The sequence below is a fragment of the Micromonospora sp. NPDC004540 genome, from assembly GCF_040610095.1.
Lineage (GTDB): Bacteria > Actinomycetota > Actinomycetes > Mycobacteriales > Micromonosporaceae > Micromonospora.
In genome coordinates this window covers 49039-63989 of record NZ_JBEXLR010000025.1, presented here as the reverse complement: position 1 = coordinate 63989, position 14951 = coordinate 49039, and the positions used below count along the sequence as shown (strand labels likewise).

The 14951-nt window shown below is 73.0% G+C and carries 16 protein-coding genes and 2 pseudogenes; 10 read left to right on the top strand and 8 right to left on the bottom strand.

All coding sequences use genetic code 11. The features are described from left to right. The 4 genes and pseudogenes from ABZV78_RS11820 to ABZV78_RS11805 form a co-directional block, all read left to right on the top strand. Positions 1–524, top strand: a pseudogene (locus ABZV78_RS11820) (amylo-alpha-1,6-glucosidase); the annotation flags it as partial. Positions 525–863: 339 nt separating this feature from the next. After that, positions 864–1631: an ABC transporter ATP-binding protein gene (locus ABZV78_RS11815; RefSeq protein ID WP_355637786.1), complete on the top strand. Its 768-nt coding sequence runs from the start codon at positions 864–866 to the stop codon at positions 1629–1631. Beyond that, positions 1631–4180, top strand: coding sequence for an FtsX-like permease family protein (locus tag ABZV78_RS11810; RefSeq protein ID WP_355637784.1), 2550 nt, complete (start codon positions 1631–1633; stop codon positions 4178–4180). The genes ABZV78_RS11815 and ABZV78_RS11810 overlap by 1 nt, the downstream gene beginning before the upstream one ends. 103 nt (positions 4181–4283) lie before the next feature. Next, positions 4284–4658 (top strand): carboxymuconolactone decarboxylase family protein, encoded by a 375-nt coding sequence (locus ABZV78_RS11805; protein ID WP_355637782.1) that lies wholly within the window; start codon positions 4284–4286, stop codon positions 4656–4658. A 6-nt stretch (positions 4659–4664) separates the two neighbouring features. On the opposite strand, the gene ABZV78_RS11800 is transcribed toward ABZV78_RS11805, so the two are convergent. From ABZV78_RS11800 to ABZV78_RS11790, 3 genes are all read right to left on the bottom strand, one after another. Further along, complete coding sequence (locus tag ABZV78_RS11800) at positions 4665–5312, bottom strand: HAD family phosphatase (RefSeq protein ID WP_355637780.1); 648 nt, start codon at positions 5310–5312, stop codon at positions 4665–4667. A 114-nt stretch (positions 5313–5426) separates the two neighbouring features. Further along, positions 5427–6176 (bottom strand): neutral zinc metallopeptidase, encoded by a 750-nt coding sequence (locus ABZV78_RS11795; RefSeq protein ID WP_355637778.1) that lies wholly within the window; start codon positions 6174–6176, stop codon positions 5427–5429. A gap of 138 nt (positions 6177–6314) precedes the next feature. Beyond that, the gene (locus ABZV78_RS11790; RefSeq protein ID WP_355637776.1) at positions 6315–6521 is read right to left on the bottom strand and encodes a hypothetical protein; all 207 of its coding nucleotides are present in this window, start codon (positions 6519–6521) and stop codon (positions 6315–6317) included. Positions 6522–6574: 53 nt separating this feature from the next. On the opposite strand from ABZV78_RS11790, the gene ABZV78_RS11785 reads away from it, so the two are divergent. From ABZV78_RS11785 to ABZV78_RS11775, 3 genes are all read left to right on the top strand, one after another. After that, on the top strand, positions 6575–7390 hold the full coding sequence (locus ABZV78_RS11785; protein WP_355637774.1) for a methyltransferase domain-containing protein: 816 nt from the start codon (positions 6575–6577) through the stop codon (positions 7388–7390). Positions 7391–7479: 89 nt separating this feature from the next. Further along, a complete protein-coding gene (locus ABZV78_RS11780; RefSeq protein ID WP_355637773.1) occupies positions 7480–7881 on the top strand; it encodes a YciI family protein in 402 nt (133 codons plus the stop codon). 3 nt (positions 7882–7884) lie between these two features. Further along, complete coding sequence (locus ABZV78_RS11775) at positions 7885–9132, top strand: sigma-70 family RNA polymerase sigma factor (protein WP_355637771.1); 1248 nt, start codon at positions 7885–7887, stop codon at positions 9130–9132. Here the strand turns inward: ABZV78_RS11775 and ABZV78_RS11770 are convergent. From ABZV78_RS11770 to ABZV78_RS11760, 3 genes and pseudogenes are all read right to left on the bottom strand, one after another. Next, complete coding sequence (locus ABZV78_RS11770) at positions 9119–10099, bottom strand: hypothetical protein (protein ID WP_355637769.1); 981 nt, start codon at positions 10097–10099, stop codon at positions 9119–9121. The genes ABZV78_RS11775 and ABZV78_RS11770 overlap by 14 nt on opposite strands. Positions 10100–10208: 109 nt before the next feature. Further along, positions 10209–10388: a hypothetical protein gene (locus tag ABZV78_RS11765; RefSeq protein ID WP_355637767.1), complete on the bottom strand. Its 180-nt coding sequence runs from the start codon at positions 10386–10388 to the stop codon at positions 10209–10211. 227 nt (positions 10389–10615) lie between these two features. Further along, positions 10616–10792, bottom strand: a pseudogene (locus ABZV78_RS11760) (trehalase-like domain-containing protein); the annotation flags it as partial. A 215-nt stretch (positions 10793–11007) separates the two neighbouring features. On the opposite strand from ABZV78_RS11760, the gene ABZV78_RS11755 reads away from it, so the two are divergent. Next, positions 11008–11667 (top strand): HNH endonuclease family protein, encoded by a 660-nt coding sequence (locus ABZV78_RS11755; RefSeq protein WP_355637765.1) that lies wholly within the window; start codon positions 11008–11010, stop codon positions 11665–11667. Between the two features lie 137 nt (positions 11668–11804). Beyond that, positions 11805–12476 (top strand): DinB family protein, encoded by a 672-nt coding sequence (locus ABZV78_RS11750; RefSeq protein ID WP_355637763.1) that lies wholly within the window; start codon positions 11805–11807, stop codon positions 12474–12476. A gap of 10 nt (positions 12477–12486) precedes the next feature. On the opposite strand, the gene ABZV78_RS11745 is transcribed toward ABZV78_RS11750, so the two are convergent. Next, positions 12487–13257 (bottom strand): hypothetical protein, encoded by a 771-nt coding sequence (locus ABZV78_RS11745; protein ID WP_355637761.1) that lies wholly within the window; start codon positions 13255–13257, stop codon positions 12487–12489. Positions 13258–13329: 72 nt separating this feature from the next. Here ABZV78_RS11745 and ABZV78_RS11740 point away from each other — a divergent pair, with 72 nt between their 5' ends. Further along, a complete protein-coding gene (locus tag ABZV78_RS11740; protein ID WP_355637759.1) occupies positions 13330–13620 on the top strand; it encodes a hypothetical protein in 291 nt (96 codons plus the stop codon). Between the two features lie 183 nt (positions 13621–13803). On the opposite strand, the gene ABZV78_RS11735 is transcribed toward ABZV78_RS11740, so the two are convergent. Beyond that, positions 13804–14895, bottom strand: coding sequence for a DUF5937 family protein (locus ABZV78_RS11735; protein ID WP_355637757.1), 1092 nt, complete (start codon positions 14893–14895; stop codon positions 13804–13806). Between the last annotated feature and the right edge of the window lie 56 nt (positions 14896–14951).

The following is a 14951-nucleotide window of genomic DNA, read 5'->3' as shown; positions in this document are numbered from 1 at the left end:
TGCTGTGGAGCGGCATCGTCGAGGAACCCCGCGCGGCCAGGATCGCCGAACACCTGCTCGGCCCCCGACTCTTCTCCGGCTGGGGAGTACGCACCATGGCCGACGGGGAAGGCCGCTACAACCCGATCGGCTACCACGTCGGCACCGTCTGGCCCTTCGACAACGCGTTCATCGCCTGGGGGCTGCGCCGCTACGGCTTCACCCGCGAGGCCGGACGCATCGCCGAGGGGATCATCGACGCCGCCGGGTTCTTCGAGGGGAGGCTGCCGGAGGCCTTCGGCGGCTACGAGCGGTCGCTGACCAGGTATCCGGTGCGGTACCCCACGGCGTGCAGTCCACAGGCGTGGTCCACGGGCACCCCGTTGTTGTTGCTACGGACCATGCTCGGCATGGAGCCCCGCGGGAACCACCTGGTGACCAGGCCGGCCGTTCCCCTGAGCCTGGGCCGGATCGAGCTGCTCAACATTCCCGGACGGTGGGGCCGAGCCGGGGCCCTGGGACGCGCCCACCCGGAGCGGCACTGACCGCTACGCGCCGCGCAGGCGTACGCCGCGACGGGCGGCGGGCCCTGTTGCCCTCGTCACCTACCGTGACGGACGGCGGCGTGGCGCGGTTGACCATGACGTGACGTCAGGCTCTAGCGTGGGTTTCGGCGCCGTCCGGCGGGCCGAAACACGCTCGACCGATCGGTCGTCTCAGGGGTAACCCTGAGCCCGGGTGGGGGCCGACCCGCAGTGCGAAATCCGCAATGGCTCCGCCGGGAGTCGGACGGATCCGGGATGCACGGCACCGAGGATGGGATCAGCCCCACCGACCAGCGGGGGCGGCGGGGATACCGCAGGCAGACGGAAGAGGTAGATGACGTGACCGCGACGGTAGGGCAGCAGGCGGTGGCCGCGGCCCGGGCCAGCGACGTGTGGAAGGTGTACGGCAGCGGCGAGGCGCAGGTCATCGCCCTCCGGGGGGTGAGCGCCGAGTTCGAGCGGGGCCGGTTCACGGCGATCATGGGCCCGTCCGGCTCCGGCAAGTCGACGCTGATGCACTGCCTGGCGGGCCTGGACTCGGTGACCCGGGGCACCGTCATGATCGGTGACACCACGGTGACCGGGCTCGGCGACGCCGGCCTGACGAAGCTGCGCCGCGACAAGGTGGGCTTCATCTTCCAGCAGTTCAACCTGCTGCCGACGCTCACCGCGCAGGAGAACATCCTGCTGCCGCTGTCGATCGCCGGCCGCAAGCCCGACCCGGCCTGGTACGACACGGTGATCGACACGGTCGGTCTGCGGGACCGGCTCGGGCACCGCCCGGCCCAGCTCTCCGGCGGCCAGCAGCAGCGGGTGGCGTGCGCCCGGGCCCTGGTCGCCCGACCCGAGGTGATCTTCGCCGACGAGCCGACCGGCAACCTGGACTCCCGCTCCGGCGCCGAGGTGCTCAACTTCCTGCGCAACTCGGTCCGCGAGCACGGCCAGACCATCGTCATGGTCACCCACGACCCGACCGCCGCCGCGTACGCCGACCGGGTGGTCTTCCTCGCCGACGGCCAGATCGTCTCCGAGCTGATCGAGCCGACCGCCGACACGGTGTTGGACACCATGAAGAAGCTCGACGCGCCGGCCGAGGTGGGCAACTGATGTTCCGGGCCACTCTGAAGAGCCTGCTGGCGCGCAAGGTGCGCCTGCTGCTGTCCGGCCTGGCGGTGGTGCTCGGCGTCATGTTCGTCTCCGGCGCGTTCGTGCTCACCGACACCCTCGGCCGCTCCTTCGACGCGGTCTTCTCCGACGCGTTCTCCGAAGTCGACGTCAACGTGGCCGGCAAGCCGAAGGTCGCCCTGTCCGAGGTCGAGGGCGAGCAGGTGGCCACCCCGGTGCCCGCGTCGGTCGTCGACCGGGTCAAGGCGGTGCCCGGCGTCACCGACGTCCGCGGCGTGGTCGCCGCCGACGGGGCCCGGCTGATCGGCAGCAACGGCAAGGTGGTCACCTCGTTCGGCCCGCCGCAGCTCGGCGAGAACTGGCTCGGCGAGGGAGACCTGCTGAAGCTGCGCGAGGGGCGTGCCCCGCAGGCCGACGACGAGATCGTGGTCAACGTGGCGCTCGCCGACGCGGCCAAGGTCAAGGTCGGCGACCGGGTGGGCGTGCTGACCCTGGCGCCGAAGAAGGAGTTCACCCTGGTGGGCGTCTTCGGCTACAGCGGCGGCCGGGACTCGGTCGGCGGGGTCAACGAGGTGATGTTCACGACCCCGGTGGCCCAGCAGCTGATGCTCGGCAAGCCGGACGTGTTCTCCAACGTGACCGCGCGGACCGCCGATGGCACCACGCCGGAGGCGCTGCGCGACGACGTGGCCCGCGCCCTCGGCGCGGACTACGAGGTGAAGACCGGCAAGCAGCTCGCGGACGACGCGTCCGCCGGCCTGAAGGAGGGCCTGTCCTTCTTCAACAAGATCCTGCTCGGCTTCGCCGCGGTGGCGCTGCTGGTCGGCACATTCCTGATCCTCAACACCTTCTCGATCATCGTGGCCCAGCGCACCCGCGAGCTGGCGCTCATGCGGGCCATCGGCGCGAGCGGGCGGCAGATCATCGGCTCGGTGGTGCTGGAGGCCGTGGCGGTCGGTCTGATCGCCTCGGTGCTCGGGCTCGCCGCCGGCATCGGGGTCGGCGCGCTGCTGGCGTACCTGTTCGGCAAGCTCGCCGGCGGGCTCACCCTGGCCGGTCTGGGCGTGCCGCCCGCGGCGGTGATCGGTGCCTTCGCCGTGGGCACGGTGATCACGGTCGTGGCGGCGCTACTGCCCGCGCTGCGCGCCTCGCGCATCCCGCCGATCGCCGCCATGCAGGACGTGGCCACGCCGGACCGTCCGCTGACCAAGGTGACCGTCGGCGGGTCCGTGGTCACCGCGATCGGCGCGGGCCTGCTCTTCCTCGGGCTCGGCGGCCACGCCGGCGACAACACCCTGGCCACCATCCTCGGTGGCGTGCTGTTCGCCTTCATCGGCGTGGCGCTGCTGACCCCGCTGATCAGCCGGCCGGTCGTCGCCCTGCTGGGCTCGATCTTCGCCTGGTCCGTGCCGGGCAAGCTGGGCCGGCTGAACTCCGGCCGCAACCCCCGGCGCACCGCGATCACGGCCGCCGCGCTGATGGTCGGCATCGCCCTGGTGACCGGGGTGACGGTGATCCTCGACTCGGCCAAGGGCAGCATCAGCGCTCTGGCGGAGGACACCATCAAGGCGGAGCTGGTGATCTCCGGCGCCCAGGCCGGCCCGCGGCCGCCGAGCTTCGACCCGGCGGTGCTGGAGAAGGCCGCCGACATCCCCGGGGTGCGGCTGGTCGACGGCGAGTACGGCGACATGGCCACCATGAACGGTGAGCGGACCTGGGTGGCCGCGTCCAGCGACGTGGCCGCGCTGGAGCAGATCTTCGGGGCGAAGGCGAACGCCGGTGACATCAGCCGGCTCAGCCCGGACCAGATGCTGGTCAGCTCGGACACCGCGAAGTCGCGCAACCTGTCGGTCGGCTCGACGGTGACCGTGCAGCTGTCCCGCGGCGAGGCCCGCACCTACACGGTCAGCGGCATCTACGAGAGCTCGCAGCTGACCAACCCGGTGGTGCTGCCACCGCAGGCGGCCACCGACTTCGCCATCCCGCAGCCCATCCAGGGCTTCGTGCAGCTCGCCCCGGGCACCTCGGTCGCCGCGGTGCAGCCGCAGATCGAGCGGCTGCTCGCGGACAGCCCCGAGGTGTCCGTGGCGGACCGGGCCGCGTTCATCAAGCAGCAGACCAGCCAGCTGGACACCCCGCTGCGGATGATCCAGATCCTGCTGGCGCTGGCCATCGTGATCGCGGTGCTGGGCATCATCAACACCCTCGCCCTGTCGGTGCTGGAGCGGACCCGGGAACTGGGCCTGCTGCGGGCCATCGGCCTGCGCCGGGCGCAGACCATGCGGATGATCACCGTGGAGGCGGTGGTGATCTCGATCTTCGGCGCGCTGCTCGGCGTCGTGGTCGGCACCGGCCTCGGCGCGGCCGTGGTCCGGGCGCTCAAGGACGAGGGCATCACCGACCTGGTCCTGCCCTGGAGCCAGATGGTGACCTTCCTGGTCCTGGCCGCGATCATCGGCGTGGTGGCCGCGGTGCTGCCCGCCATCCGCGCCGCGCGGATCAACGTGCTGGGCGCCATCGCCCACGACTGACCCGGCACGCACGACGGCCCCCGCCACCCCGGTGTGGCGGGGGCCGTTTCGTCCCCGCCGGCTCCTCGCCCCCTGCCAGACTCGGGCCACGGGGGTGAGGGGTGTGACGGACGACGCCTACGCGCGGGCACTGGCGAACGCCGAAGGGCTGCTCGGCCAGCCGCTCACCCTGCCGCTCGGCCCCGGTGAGCCGGCGGTCGGCGCGGACTTCCGGCGGCTGGCCACCCTGCACACCTTCGGTGACGTGTGGCCCCGCGAGGGCCTCGACCTGCGCTCCCGCTGCCTGGTGTCGGTGGCGATCGCCGCGGCGTTGGGCACCCACGAGCCGTTGCGCGGGCAACTGCGCATCGCGCTGCACTCCGGGGTGAGCCGGGAGGAGATCGTCGAACTCTTCATCCACCTGGCCGCCTACGCCGGCGCCGCGCGAGCGTTCGACAGCTACCAGATCGCCGTGGCGGTGTTCGGCGAAGCCCGCTGACCAGCCTCAGGCGGGGCGTTCGCCGAGCAGGGCCGCGAGCAGCTCCAGGTCCGCCGCGGTCAGGCTCTCCAACTGGTGTACGCCGTCCGTCGGCGGCAGCGGCACCTCGGCCGGGACGGCCAGCACGGCGGCCCCGGCGGCCAGCGCGCTGGCCACTCCGGTCGGCGAGTCCTCGATCGCCACGCACCGCTCGATCGGCACGCCGAGCAGCCGCGCCGCGGTCAGGTACGGCTCCGGGTGCGGCTTGGCCGCGTCCACCTCGTCGCCGCAGACCACCGCGTCGAAGCTGTCCCGGCCCAGGGTGTCGAGGGCGACCTCGACCAGCGGCCGGGTGCTGGAGGTGACCAGAGCGGTGGGAATGCCGGCGGCGCGGACGGCGCGCAGCAGGGCCAGCGCCCCGGGCCGCCAGCGCAGCCCGTCGCGGAACAGCTCCAGGATCCGGGCGTTGATCCAGTCGGCGCTGGCCTGCGGATCCCGCTCCGGCTGGCCCAGGTCGTCGTGCACCATCCGCATTGAGACGGCCATGCTGGTGCCGATGATCGCCTTGCGGGCCGCCTCGGAGAGCGTCCCGCCGTAGACCGCCGCGAGTTCCTGCAACGCGACGTCCCAGAGCTTCTCGCTGTCGACCAGGGTGCCGTCCATGTCGAAGAGCACGGCGGCGGGGTGTCTGCTGCTCAGCGGGGGCCTCCTCGGGTGCGGGTACCCGCCGATCCTCTCAGCCGGGCCCGACCCGGCGGCCACCGTCCCCCTCGGGGGTGACCTGCGGCATCAGCCGAGGCCGCAGGCGTCCAGGGAGTTCTCGTAGCCGCGGAAGAACGAGTCGCTGCGCTGCTCGGCGGTGCCGTGCGAGCCCTCGGCGAACCAGGGCTGGTCCGGGTCGTCGCCGACCGCCAGCAGCCCCTCCCGGAACTCGTCCAGATCGCCCTCGGCCAGGGTCAGCGTCCCCGAACGCACGTTGTCGCCGATGTACGCCCCGGCCATGCAGTCCGCCTGCAACTCCTGCTGGATGGTGAAGTTGTAGCGGATGCCGAGGCGCACCTGGACGCCGTGGGCGTACTCGTGGCCGAGCAGGTAGTAGAGGAAGGCGTCGCCGACCTGCCGGAACGCCCCCACCGACCAGGTCACGTCGTAGGCGATGAAGTCACCGGCCGAGCAGTAGACCGCGTTGTTGCGGGGCAGCCCCTGGCCGCCGCAGGAGACCTCGCCGGACCTGGTGTACGGCACCACCCGCCGGATCGGCTGGAACTGCTTGCCGGAGCCCCGGAACCGGTCCGTCCAGTAGCGCTCGGCCACGCCCACGGCGTCGGAGAAGTCCTGCTTGAACTCGGCCACGCTGGTGGTGCCGTCCGCCCGGGTCGAGTCCGCTCCCGGGGAGGCCGGCTGGTCGCTTCGCCGCGGGCGGGGCTGCTCCGGCTCGCCCTGGTCCAGCCCGCCGCCCATGCAGCCGGCCGCCACGACCAGGGCCACCAGCAGCCCGGCGAGCGGTCCCGGTCGCCGACGTCCCGCCTTCTCCCCCACCGTTGCCTCCCGGCTGAGTCGCTGTGTCAGCGCAGTACCCCGAGCGCGCGCCGTTGATGCCCACCGGGGATCACGTGGGCGCCCCGGCCTTCGTTCACCGGTCGGCGGTCACGTCCGCCGCCCGGCCGACCGGTCGGGTCACATCTTCAGGTCGTCGCGGCGGTGGACCTCGCCCTGCGAGGCGTGGCGCTGCGCCTCGTAGCGGTGCCGCCGCGACTCCGCGTCGCGCTCCGCCCCCCGGTCCTCGTCCGGGGTGGACCGTCGCCGGTCCCGCCAGGAGACGTATCCCACCGCCGCGGCCACGACCGCGGCCACCACCGCCAGCGTCACCAACACCGTCGTCATGCCCACGACGGTAGGGCCACCGCGCACCCCCGGGTCGCGGCTACGCTGCGGCCATGATCGACGCGGACTTCGACGCGCACGAGCGGTCCCGGTGGGCGGGCCGGGCCGAGGCGTACGCGCGCAGCTTCGGCCGGCTCTGCGCGTACCCGGCGGGGGCGTTGCTGGACGCGGCGGGCGTGCGGGCCGGACGGCGGGTGATCGACGTGGGCACCGGGCCGGGCACCGTCGCGGCGGCGGCCCTCGCCCGCGGCGCCCAGGTGGTGGCGGTCGACGCGGAGCCGAGCATGCTCGACGCGGCCCGGCGGACCGCGCCCGGCGCCGAGGTCCGGGCCGCGGCGCTGCCGCGCCTGCCGTTCCCGCCCAGCGGCTTCGACGCGGCGGTGGCGAACTTCGTGCTCAACCACGTCGGCGATCCGGCCGCCGGGCTGGCCGAGCTGCGCCGGGTGGTCCGCCCCGGCGGCCGGGTCGCGGTGACCGTCTGGCCGTCCCCGCAGCCGCCGCTGCAACGGCTCTGGGGCGAGGCCGTCGCCGCCGCCGGCGTGGCGACGCCGCCCGACCTGCCCCGGCTCGCGCCCGAGCGCGACTTCCCCCGCACCGAGGCGGGCCTGGCTGGGCTGCTGGCCGCGGCCGGGCTGGCCGACGTCCGGTGCGTGACCCTGAGCTGGGCGCACCGCACCGACCCGGAGGACTGGTGGGCCGGCCCGGCGGCCGGCATCAGCACCATCGGCCTGGTGCTGGAGCGGCAGCCGATGGCCGGGCGCGAGCGCATCCGCGAGGAATACGACCGGCTCGCCGCCCACTACCGGGACGCCGACGGGTTCCTGGCGCTGCCCACCGCCGCGCTGATCGGCTCCGCCCGGGTCGACTGATCCGCCCCTAGGCTGGTGTCCGGGGCGGCTCCGCGGCTCCGACGTTCCGGGTGAGCGGCGCCGCGGGGCGCCGGCCGAGAGGAGACACGGTGAAGTACCTGATCATGCTCTACGGCAGCCAGCGGGACTACGACGCGATGGCCGGGCGGCCCGGCGACCAGCCACCGATGAGCCCCGAGCAGGTCGCCGCCATGCACGCCCACATGGAGGCGGTCCACAAGGAACTGGCCGAGACCGGGGAACTCGTCGACGCGCAGGGCCTGTCCGCGCCGGTGCACGCCCGCCGGGTCCGGCTGCGCGGCGGGGCGCCCGTGGTGACCGACGGCCCGTACGCCGAGACGCAGGAGGTGCTGGCCGGCTACACGATGGTCGAGTGCGCCAGCTTCGACCGGGCCACCGAGATCGCCGCCCGGTTCGTCAACCCGGACGGCGAGGGCGAGTACGTCGACGTGCGGCCGGTCGTGGACGGCATCGAGGAACTCCAGGGCTGAGCGGTGCCCGCCGAACGCGTCGAGGACCTGTTGCGCGCCCTGGCGCCGCAGGTCCTCGGCGCGCTCGTCCGCCGGTACGGGCACTTCGACACCGCCGAGGACGCCACCCAGGAGGCGCTGCTCGCCGCCGCCACCCGCTGGCCCGACGCCGGGCTCCCGGACGATCCGAAGGCGTGGCTGATCACCGTGGCGTCCCGCCGGCTGACCGACCTGCTCCGGGCCGAGCAGGCCCGGCGTCGCCGGGAGGACGGCGTGGCCCGGGAGGCGCCGGCGGACCGGTGGCTCGCGCCGCCCGCGGACGCGGTGCCGGACGACGCCGACGACAGCCTCATCCTGCTGTTCCTCTGCTGCCACCCGTCGCTGCCGCCGGCCGGGCAGATCGCCCTGACCCTGCGCGCGGTCGGCGGGCTGAGCACCGCCGAGGTGGCCCGGGCGTTCCTCGTGCCGGAGGCGACCATGACCCGGCGGATCACCCGGGCCAAGCAGCGCATCCGGGACAGCGGGCTGCCGTTCGCCCCGCCGGCCGGCCCGGAGCGGGCCGCCCGGCTCGACGCCGTGCTGCACGTGCTCTACCTGATCTTCAACGAGGGGTACGCGAGCACCGCGGGGGAACAGCTGCACCGGCCCGACCTGTGCGCCGAGGCGATCCGGCTGGCCCGGTTGCTGCACCGGCTCACCGACGACCCCGAGGCGACCGGGCTGCTGGCGTTGATGCTGCTCACCGACGCGCGGAGCCCGGCACGGACCGGCCCGGACGGGACGCTGGTGCCGATGGCCGAGCAGGACCGGGGGCGCTGGCGGGCCGACCGCATCGCCGAGGGGACGGCGCTGGTCGCCGCGGCGCTGCCCCGGGGCGCGGTCGGGCCGTACCAGCTCCAGGCGGCGATCGCCGCGCTGCACGACGAGGCGACCGACATCGAGGCGACCGACTGGCCGCAGATCGTCGCCCTCTACGAGATGCTGCTGACGTTGCACGACAACCCGGTGGTCCGGCTGAACCACGCCGTGGCGGTGGCCATGGCGCACGGGCCGCGCGCCGGCCTGGCGCTGCTCGACGCACTGGCCAGCGACCGCCGGGTCGCCGAGGACCACCGCCGGTACGCGGCCCGGGCGCACCTGCTGGAGCTGGCCGGGGAGCCGGACGCGGCGCGCGAGGCGTACCTGGCGGCGGCCCGCCGGTCGATGAACCTGGCCCAGCAGCGCTACCTGCACGGCCGCGCGGCCCGGCTCGGCCCGCTCACTGCTGGTTGAGCACCACCGGGGTGCCCGGGCAGGCCAGGCAGGCGAAGACGCGCAGCGCGCCGTAGCGGCCCACCACCACACCGGTCGTCTCGCGGGTGGAGTCGATCGTGAGCACCAGCCGCGTCGGGCCGGCACAGGACGGGCACGGGGTGGGCGTCGGGTCGGTGAGGGTCCAGAACGGATGGCCGCCGACCTTCCAGCCGAAGGCCAGCGGCCACCGGTCGTAGAACTCCGCGACGTCCTCGTCGTCGTCGTCCTCGTCCTCGTCGGCCGCGCGGGGCAGCGCGTCGCGGATCGCCGCCGGCAGCTCCGCCGGGTCCGGGTAGTCGACCACGCGCTCGGGGTGCAACCGGCACGGGCGGGGCAGGTAGTGCTCGTCGCCCACCTCGCCCTCGGGCGGCGCCGCGAGCGGGTCGGTCACCTCGGCCTCGCGGCGCCAGCGCAGGTGGACCGTCGGCCCCCAGGTCGTCGCCTGCTGGTGCTCGAACGGGCACCAGAGCACCTGGAGCAGGTCGGCGCCGTCGGGCCGGGGCAGGTCCGGCAGGTCGGCCGCGCGCAGCTGGGCCAACGCCACCATCGGGTTGGGCGTCGGGTGCGGGCGGGCCACGTAGCGGTGGCCGACGTACGGGCCGCCGTTGACCGAGCCGAAGCCGGTGTAGCCGGGACCGACGAGGCGGGCGATCTCCTCGAGCAACTCCAGCTCCCCGTCGGCCATGACGTGCGCCTGGGTCCGGTGCGCCTCCCGCTCCCGCAGCCGGGCGAGCAGCTCCGCCGGGAGAGGCACCTCCTCGGCGACCATGTGCGGGGTGTCGCAGGTCGGCCAGGTCTCGGCCGCCGGCCAGCGTAGCGGCCCGCCGAGGTGGCTGTCGGCGGCGGTGACCGCACCCGGTCGGGGGTTCAGCCGGGCGGCCGGCCGCCCCAGCGGCGCGAGCGCGGGAAAACGGGTCAGCAGCTCAACCGGCGCGGGGGTGATCATGCAGGGAGCCTATGTCCCCGCCGAGGGCTGCGTGGATCCACGGTCACCGGCCCCCAGCGGGTGCACGGATCCGGGCGCCCCTGCGGGGCGCCTGCGGTATGGCGTGACCTCAGTCCAGGCCGCGCATGATGTGCGGCTCGCCGTCGTCGTCGCCGAAGCAGCGGTGCAGCGTCTGCGCACGGGCCCACAGGTCCAGGCTGCTCGGCGGCCCGACCGGCGGTGGACCGGCGGGCGCGCTCACCACGGGGGCCGGGTCCGGCGGAACCTTCGAAGCGATGTCGTCGGTCATCTCCGCCCCTTTCGTCGTACCCCCATGCTCGTCCTCTGCCGTCACAACCGCATCTCCCGGGCTGCGCCGGCGTGGACGGCTGGTCGGGGGCGGTTACCCGCCCGGGCGGGGCCGGTAACCCGTACTCCGGTCACCGTAACGGGCCGGACCGGGCGGCACAGCGGGTTTCTTCCGCCGGGCGGTCAGCCGCGGGCGTCGAGGAGCCGGTCGAGGTTCGCCGCGGTGCTGATGAGGGAGACCCCATCGTCGCTGAGGAAGCGGGTGATGAGGATCGGAGTCCCCGGCAGGTAGAGCTGTTTGCTCGTGTAGTCGACCCCCTCCGGCGAGACCTGGAAGTGGCCACCGCGACGCCGGTCGAGCAGGCCGCCGAAGATGCACGGCGAATCGAACCGAGGTGCGCAGAACCGACCTCCCACCTCGTCTCGCCGTCGTCCTGGGCGACTACCCCTGCCCCGGCGGCACACACCTGGCCGGCCGCCGGGCCCGCCCGGTTCCGCGCCCGAAGCGGCGTCCGTCCGGTTCCGGTCATCCACTGTTCACAGAACTTGATCTAGACGGCTACTTCCATCTCTGTCTATATGGGTGCCAGCACATGCCAATCCCATCCGGATGGAGTCCCATGACCCGCACGATGCGCGCCACGGCCATCAGCCTCGCCGCGATCCTGGCCGCCACCCTCGGCCTCACCCAGCCCGCCTGGGCCGCCAGCTACTCCGCCTCCCTGACCACCGCCGTCGCCGGCCTCCCCGTCGCCACCGAGGTCCGCACCGGCTACAGCCGCGACCTCTTCCCACACTGGATCGACGCCGACGGCGACGGCTGCAACACCCGCAACGAGGTGCTCTACGCCGAGGCCACCACCAAGCCCACGATCAGCGGCACCTGCACCCTCTCCGGCGGCCGCTGGTACTCCTACTACGACAACGCCTACTGGACGCTCACCGGCGACCTCGACATCGACCACATGGTGCCGCTCGCCGAGGCCTGGGACTCCGGCGCCCGCAACTGGACCACCAGCCGCCGCCAGGCGTACGCCAACGACCTGGGCGACTCCCGCGCGCTGGCCGCGGTCACCGACAACGTCAACCAGGCCAAGGGCGACCAGGACCCGGCCACCTGGATGCCGTCGTACGCCTCCGCCCGCTGCCGCTACATCGGCGAGTGGGTGGCGGTGAAGGTCCGGTGGCGGCTCAGCGTGGACAGCGCGGAGAAGAGCGCCCTGACCAGCTGGGCCAACAACTGCCCCGCCGCCACCATCTCGGTCACGTACGCGTACTGACGCCTGCCATCCCCCGATCCTGGAGCGTTGGCGTTCGGACCGAACGGCACCTCTCCAGGATCGTCGGCGGACACTTCTACCTCCGTCCAGGTCCGCTCCGACACCTGGCACCCAGTTCGTCACACCCGTCAGGCAAGGTGGCCGGACTGAGCAAGGCCGGTGCGGCATCGGCCACCCAGAACCTGGAGGAAAACGTGGCGGTCACCGCCGATGATCTCGACGCGGCACTGTCCAGCGTCGTCGCCCGCCTGCGACCGGCGACCGGCTCGGACTGGTCCGTCCGGGCAGGCAGCCTGGAGTGGGACTGCTGGCACACCGCCGAGCACATCGGCGACTGCCTGATGTCGTTCGCCACCCAGCTCGTGGCCCGACCCGAGAAGCGGTATGTGCGCTACATGGCGATCGCCGACAAGGATGCTTCCCCGGCCGAGGTGCTGGAGTTCGCCGAGGCGGGTGGTCGCGTCCTGGCAGCCACGGTACGCGCGTCCGGGCCGGACGTCCGGGCCTACCACCCCAGCGGTCAAGCCGATCCGGAGGGCTTCGCCGCGATGGGGTGCGTGGAGACGCTGCTGCACGGCGACGACATCGCGCGGGGCCTCGGTCTCGCCATCGACCCACCACGTGACGTGTGCGCCCGGGTGCTCGCTCGGCTGTTCCCGGCAGCGGCGCAGGAACTGGCCGGCGTCGACCCGTGGGCGGCACTGCGGTGGTCCACCGGCCGGATCGAGCTGCCCGGACGCCACCGGCTGACGGAATGGCGCTGGCGGGGTGCTCCCCTCGACGAGGGTGAGGGCCTCACTCGGCGTTGATCTGGACTATTCAGGATCCGGTCGACTGATATCTGCGGACCGCGGCTTCGGCGAGCATGGTGAGGTACTTGTCGCCGCCGGGCTTGTTGCCCTGCTCCTGGACGACCACCAAGGTGGTTCCGGTCCGGACCAGTACGCTGTCGCATTCAAGAGTGCCAGAACCGGACGTCGCGCTGCATCTGACGTGCAGACTGTCATCGCCCAGCCGCGGCCCTGGTGCCACTGCGAAGCGGTAGCCGCCGCCGACGCCCTGACCGGACGACGCGACGGTGGGGCAACGGCCGATGAAGGCTCGCAGATCGGCCATTGCCCGTCGTGCACCGTCATCGGCGTAGGTCCTGAGGACTTCGTTTCCCACCCAGCCCCAGCCATCGGGATCCGCGTCATAGCCGAGAGTGGCCGCGGCCATCGCTGACGGCGCCCCGGTCAGCCGCGTGGCCGACAGCAGCGGGATCATGCCGGCCGGACAGGAAACGTCGACGCCCGAGCGGTGCTCTCCAGCATCCGTCGGCATGACGGTCGCGATCTCCACAGTGAATCCGGGCGGCAGTGAATCCGCGGTCAGCAGGCGTGCGGACAGCGTCGCGGAGTAGCCGGATCCGCCGGTCGCCGGAACTGCCGGGGAAGCTGGCTCCGTGGCCGAGCCCGTCGCCTGCGCCTTGGAGGGGATTGTTTCGTGCGCTGGTCGATCCGCGGGGTGAGCCGTTGAAGAAGAACCGCACGCGGTCGCCATGCAGACGGCCAGCACCGCGACCGACCTCCGCAGCACCATCCTGAGCATCGGGCAGACTCCACCTCTCACGCGAGACGCTTGGCCAGGGGTTGTCTTGGCGGTGTCTGCCACAGTCGTGGCATGGACAACCGGTTCCGCCACCTGCCGCCGCGCATTGAACCACGGTACGAGACACATGACGTCTCCGGTCCGCCGCCGTTGCCGGAGGTGGAGGAAACGAGTTGGTTGACGCCGGCTGGGGAGGTAGCCGCTTTCGAGCAGTTGGCCTCCGCCGTTGCCCGCAACTCCGATCGGACCGGCTCGGAACCAGTGCGGCAGCGACGGCGTGGCCGAGCGCTGGTGATCCTCTCCATTGCCCTGGCTCTGGGGACAATCGCAGTCGGCTTCGTCCTGAGCGTCCACGTCCGTTGATCATCCTCCGTGCGCTCGACGTCCGGCCGCCGGTAAGCCCCTCGCCTCGTATCGGGAAGAACCCCCGGCGGGGTGATGCGGTCCCCGTCAATCACCCAACGTGACCTGCGCCCCGGACCTCTCATGCGGAAGCAATGAACAACGTCGACCTCGTCTTCCTGCCCACGTACGCGTCCTGGCTGTTCAGCGCCCGAGGACGTCCACCAGTTGCTGCCCCAGGCCGGTGCAGGCCTGCATGTCCAGGCGGTACGTCACGTAGCGGCCGCGGCGCGCCGAGATCAGCAGCCCGGCCGCCTTCAGCACCGCGAGGTGCCTGGACACCTCCGGCGCCGTCACCCGCCAAAGGTCGGCCAGCTCGCCGGTCGTGTGCGGACCTCGGGCGAGCGTGCGGCAGAAACGTAGCCGCAGCGGGTGCGCAAGCGCGGTCAGCCGAGCGTCCAGCTCGTCCACCCGCAACACCGGGCGCGGGTCCCAGCCGGATGCCGGGTACTGCAGCACGGGCAGCCAGCCGGGCGCGTACACGACGGTCATATGCGGTGCGCCGTACGCGCTCGGGATGAGCGTCATCCCGCCGCCACGACCGTCTGCGGTCTGGTCCTGCAGCTTGTCGATCGTCAGCATGCCGCGCTCGGCGTCGACCCCGATTGCGTGCGAGATCCGGCCGAGGGCGCCGATACCCTCGCGGGCCAGGTCGAAGCGTCGGCGGTCAGCTTCCTCGGCGAGCGCCGGGCGGACACGTTTCCAGACCGTGCCGAAGAAGGCGGACTCGCAGGCGAGCAGAAAGCGTCGTACCCGCTCCCGCTCAGCGGCCGGATCGGCGAGCACCCGCTCGGCCCACGCCGCCTGCCGCGGCCCTCGGGCGCGGGCCGCGGCCAGCGCCCGCTGCCGCACGATCGGGTCACGCAGCGGCGACCACCTTCGCGGCGCCGGTGAGACGGCCCGATGGGCGGCGAGCGCCGCAGCGACCCAACGCTCGTCGTCCAGGCGGTCGACGTCGTCCAGTTCCTCGCGCAGGCTCGGCCGTGGATCGGGCGGGAACAGAAAGTCGGCCCGGCCGGAGTGCCAGAGCAGACCAAATTCCTCGAGGTCTGGAGCCAGCTCTGCGGGAAGGGCAGCCGCCATCATCGCAACCGCCGCGGCGGTGTCCGGATGATGCTGCGGCTCCGCGAGCACGTGCAGCACCGCGCCGAGCTCCGCGAGCGGCGACGGCGTTATCCGGATCCGATCGGCTGGTACGCCGGCGATGTCGACCGAGGTAACCACAGTACCGATCATGGCAGGGGTCCGCGCCCGGGCAGACCGATTGACGTCGTTTGTCAATCGACGAGGCA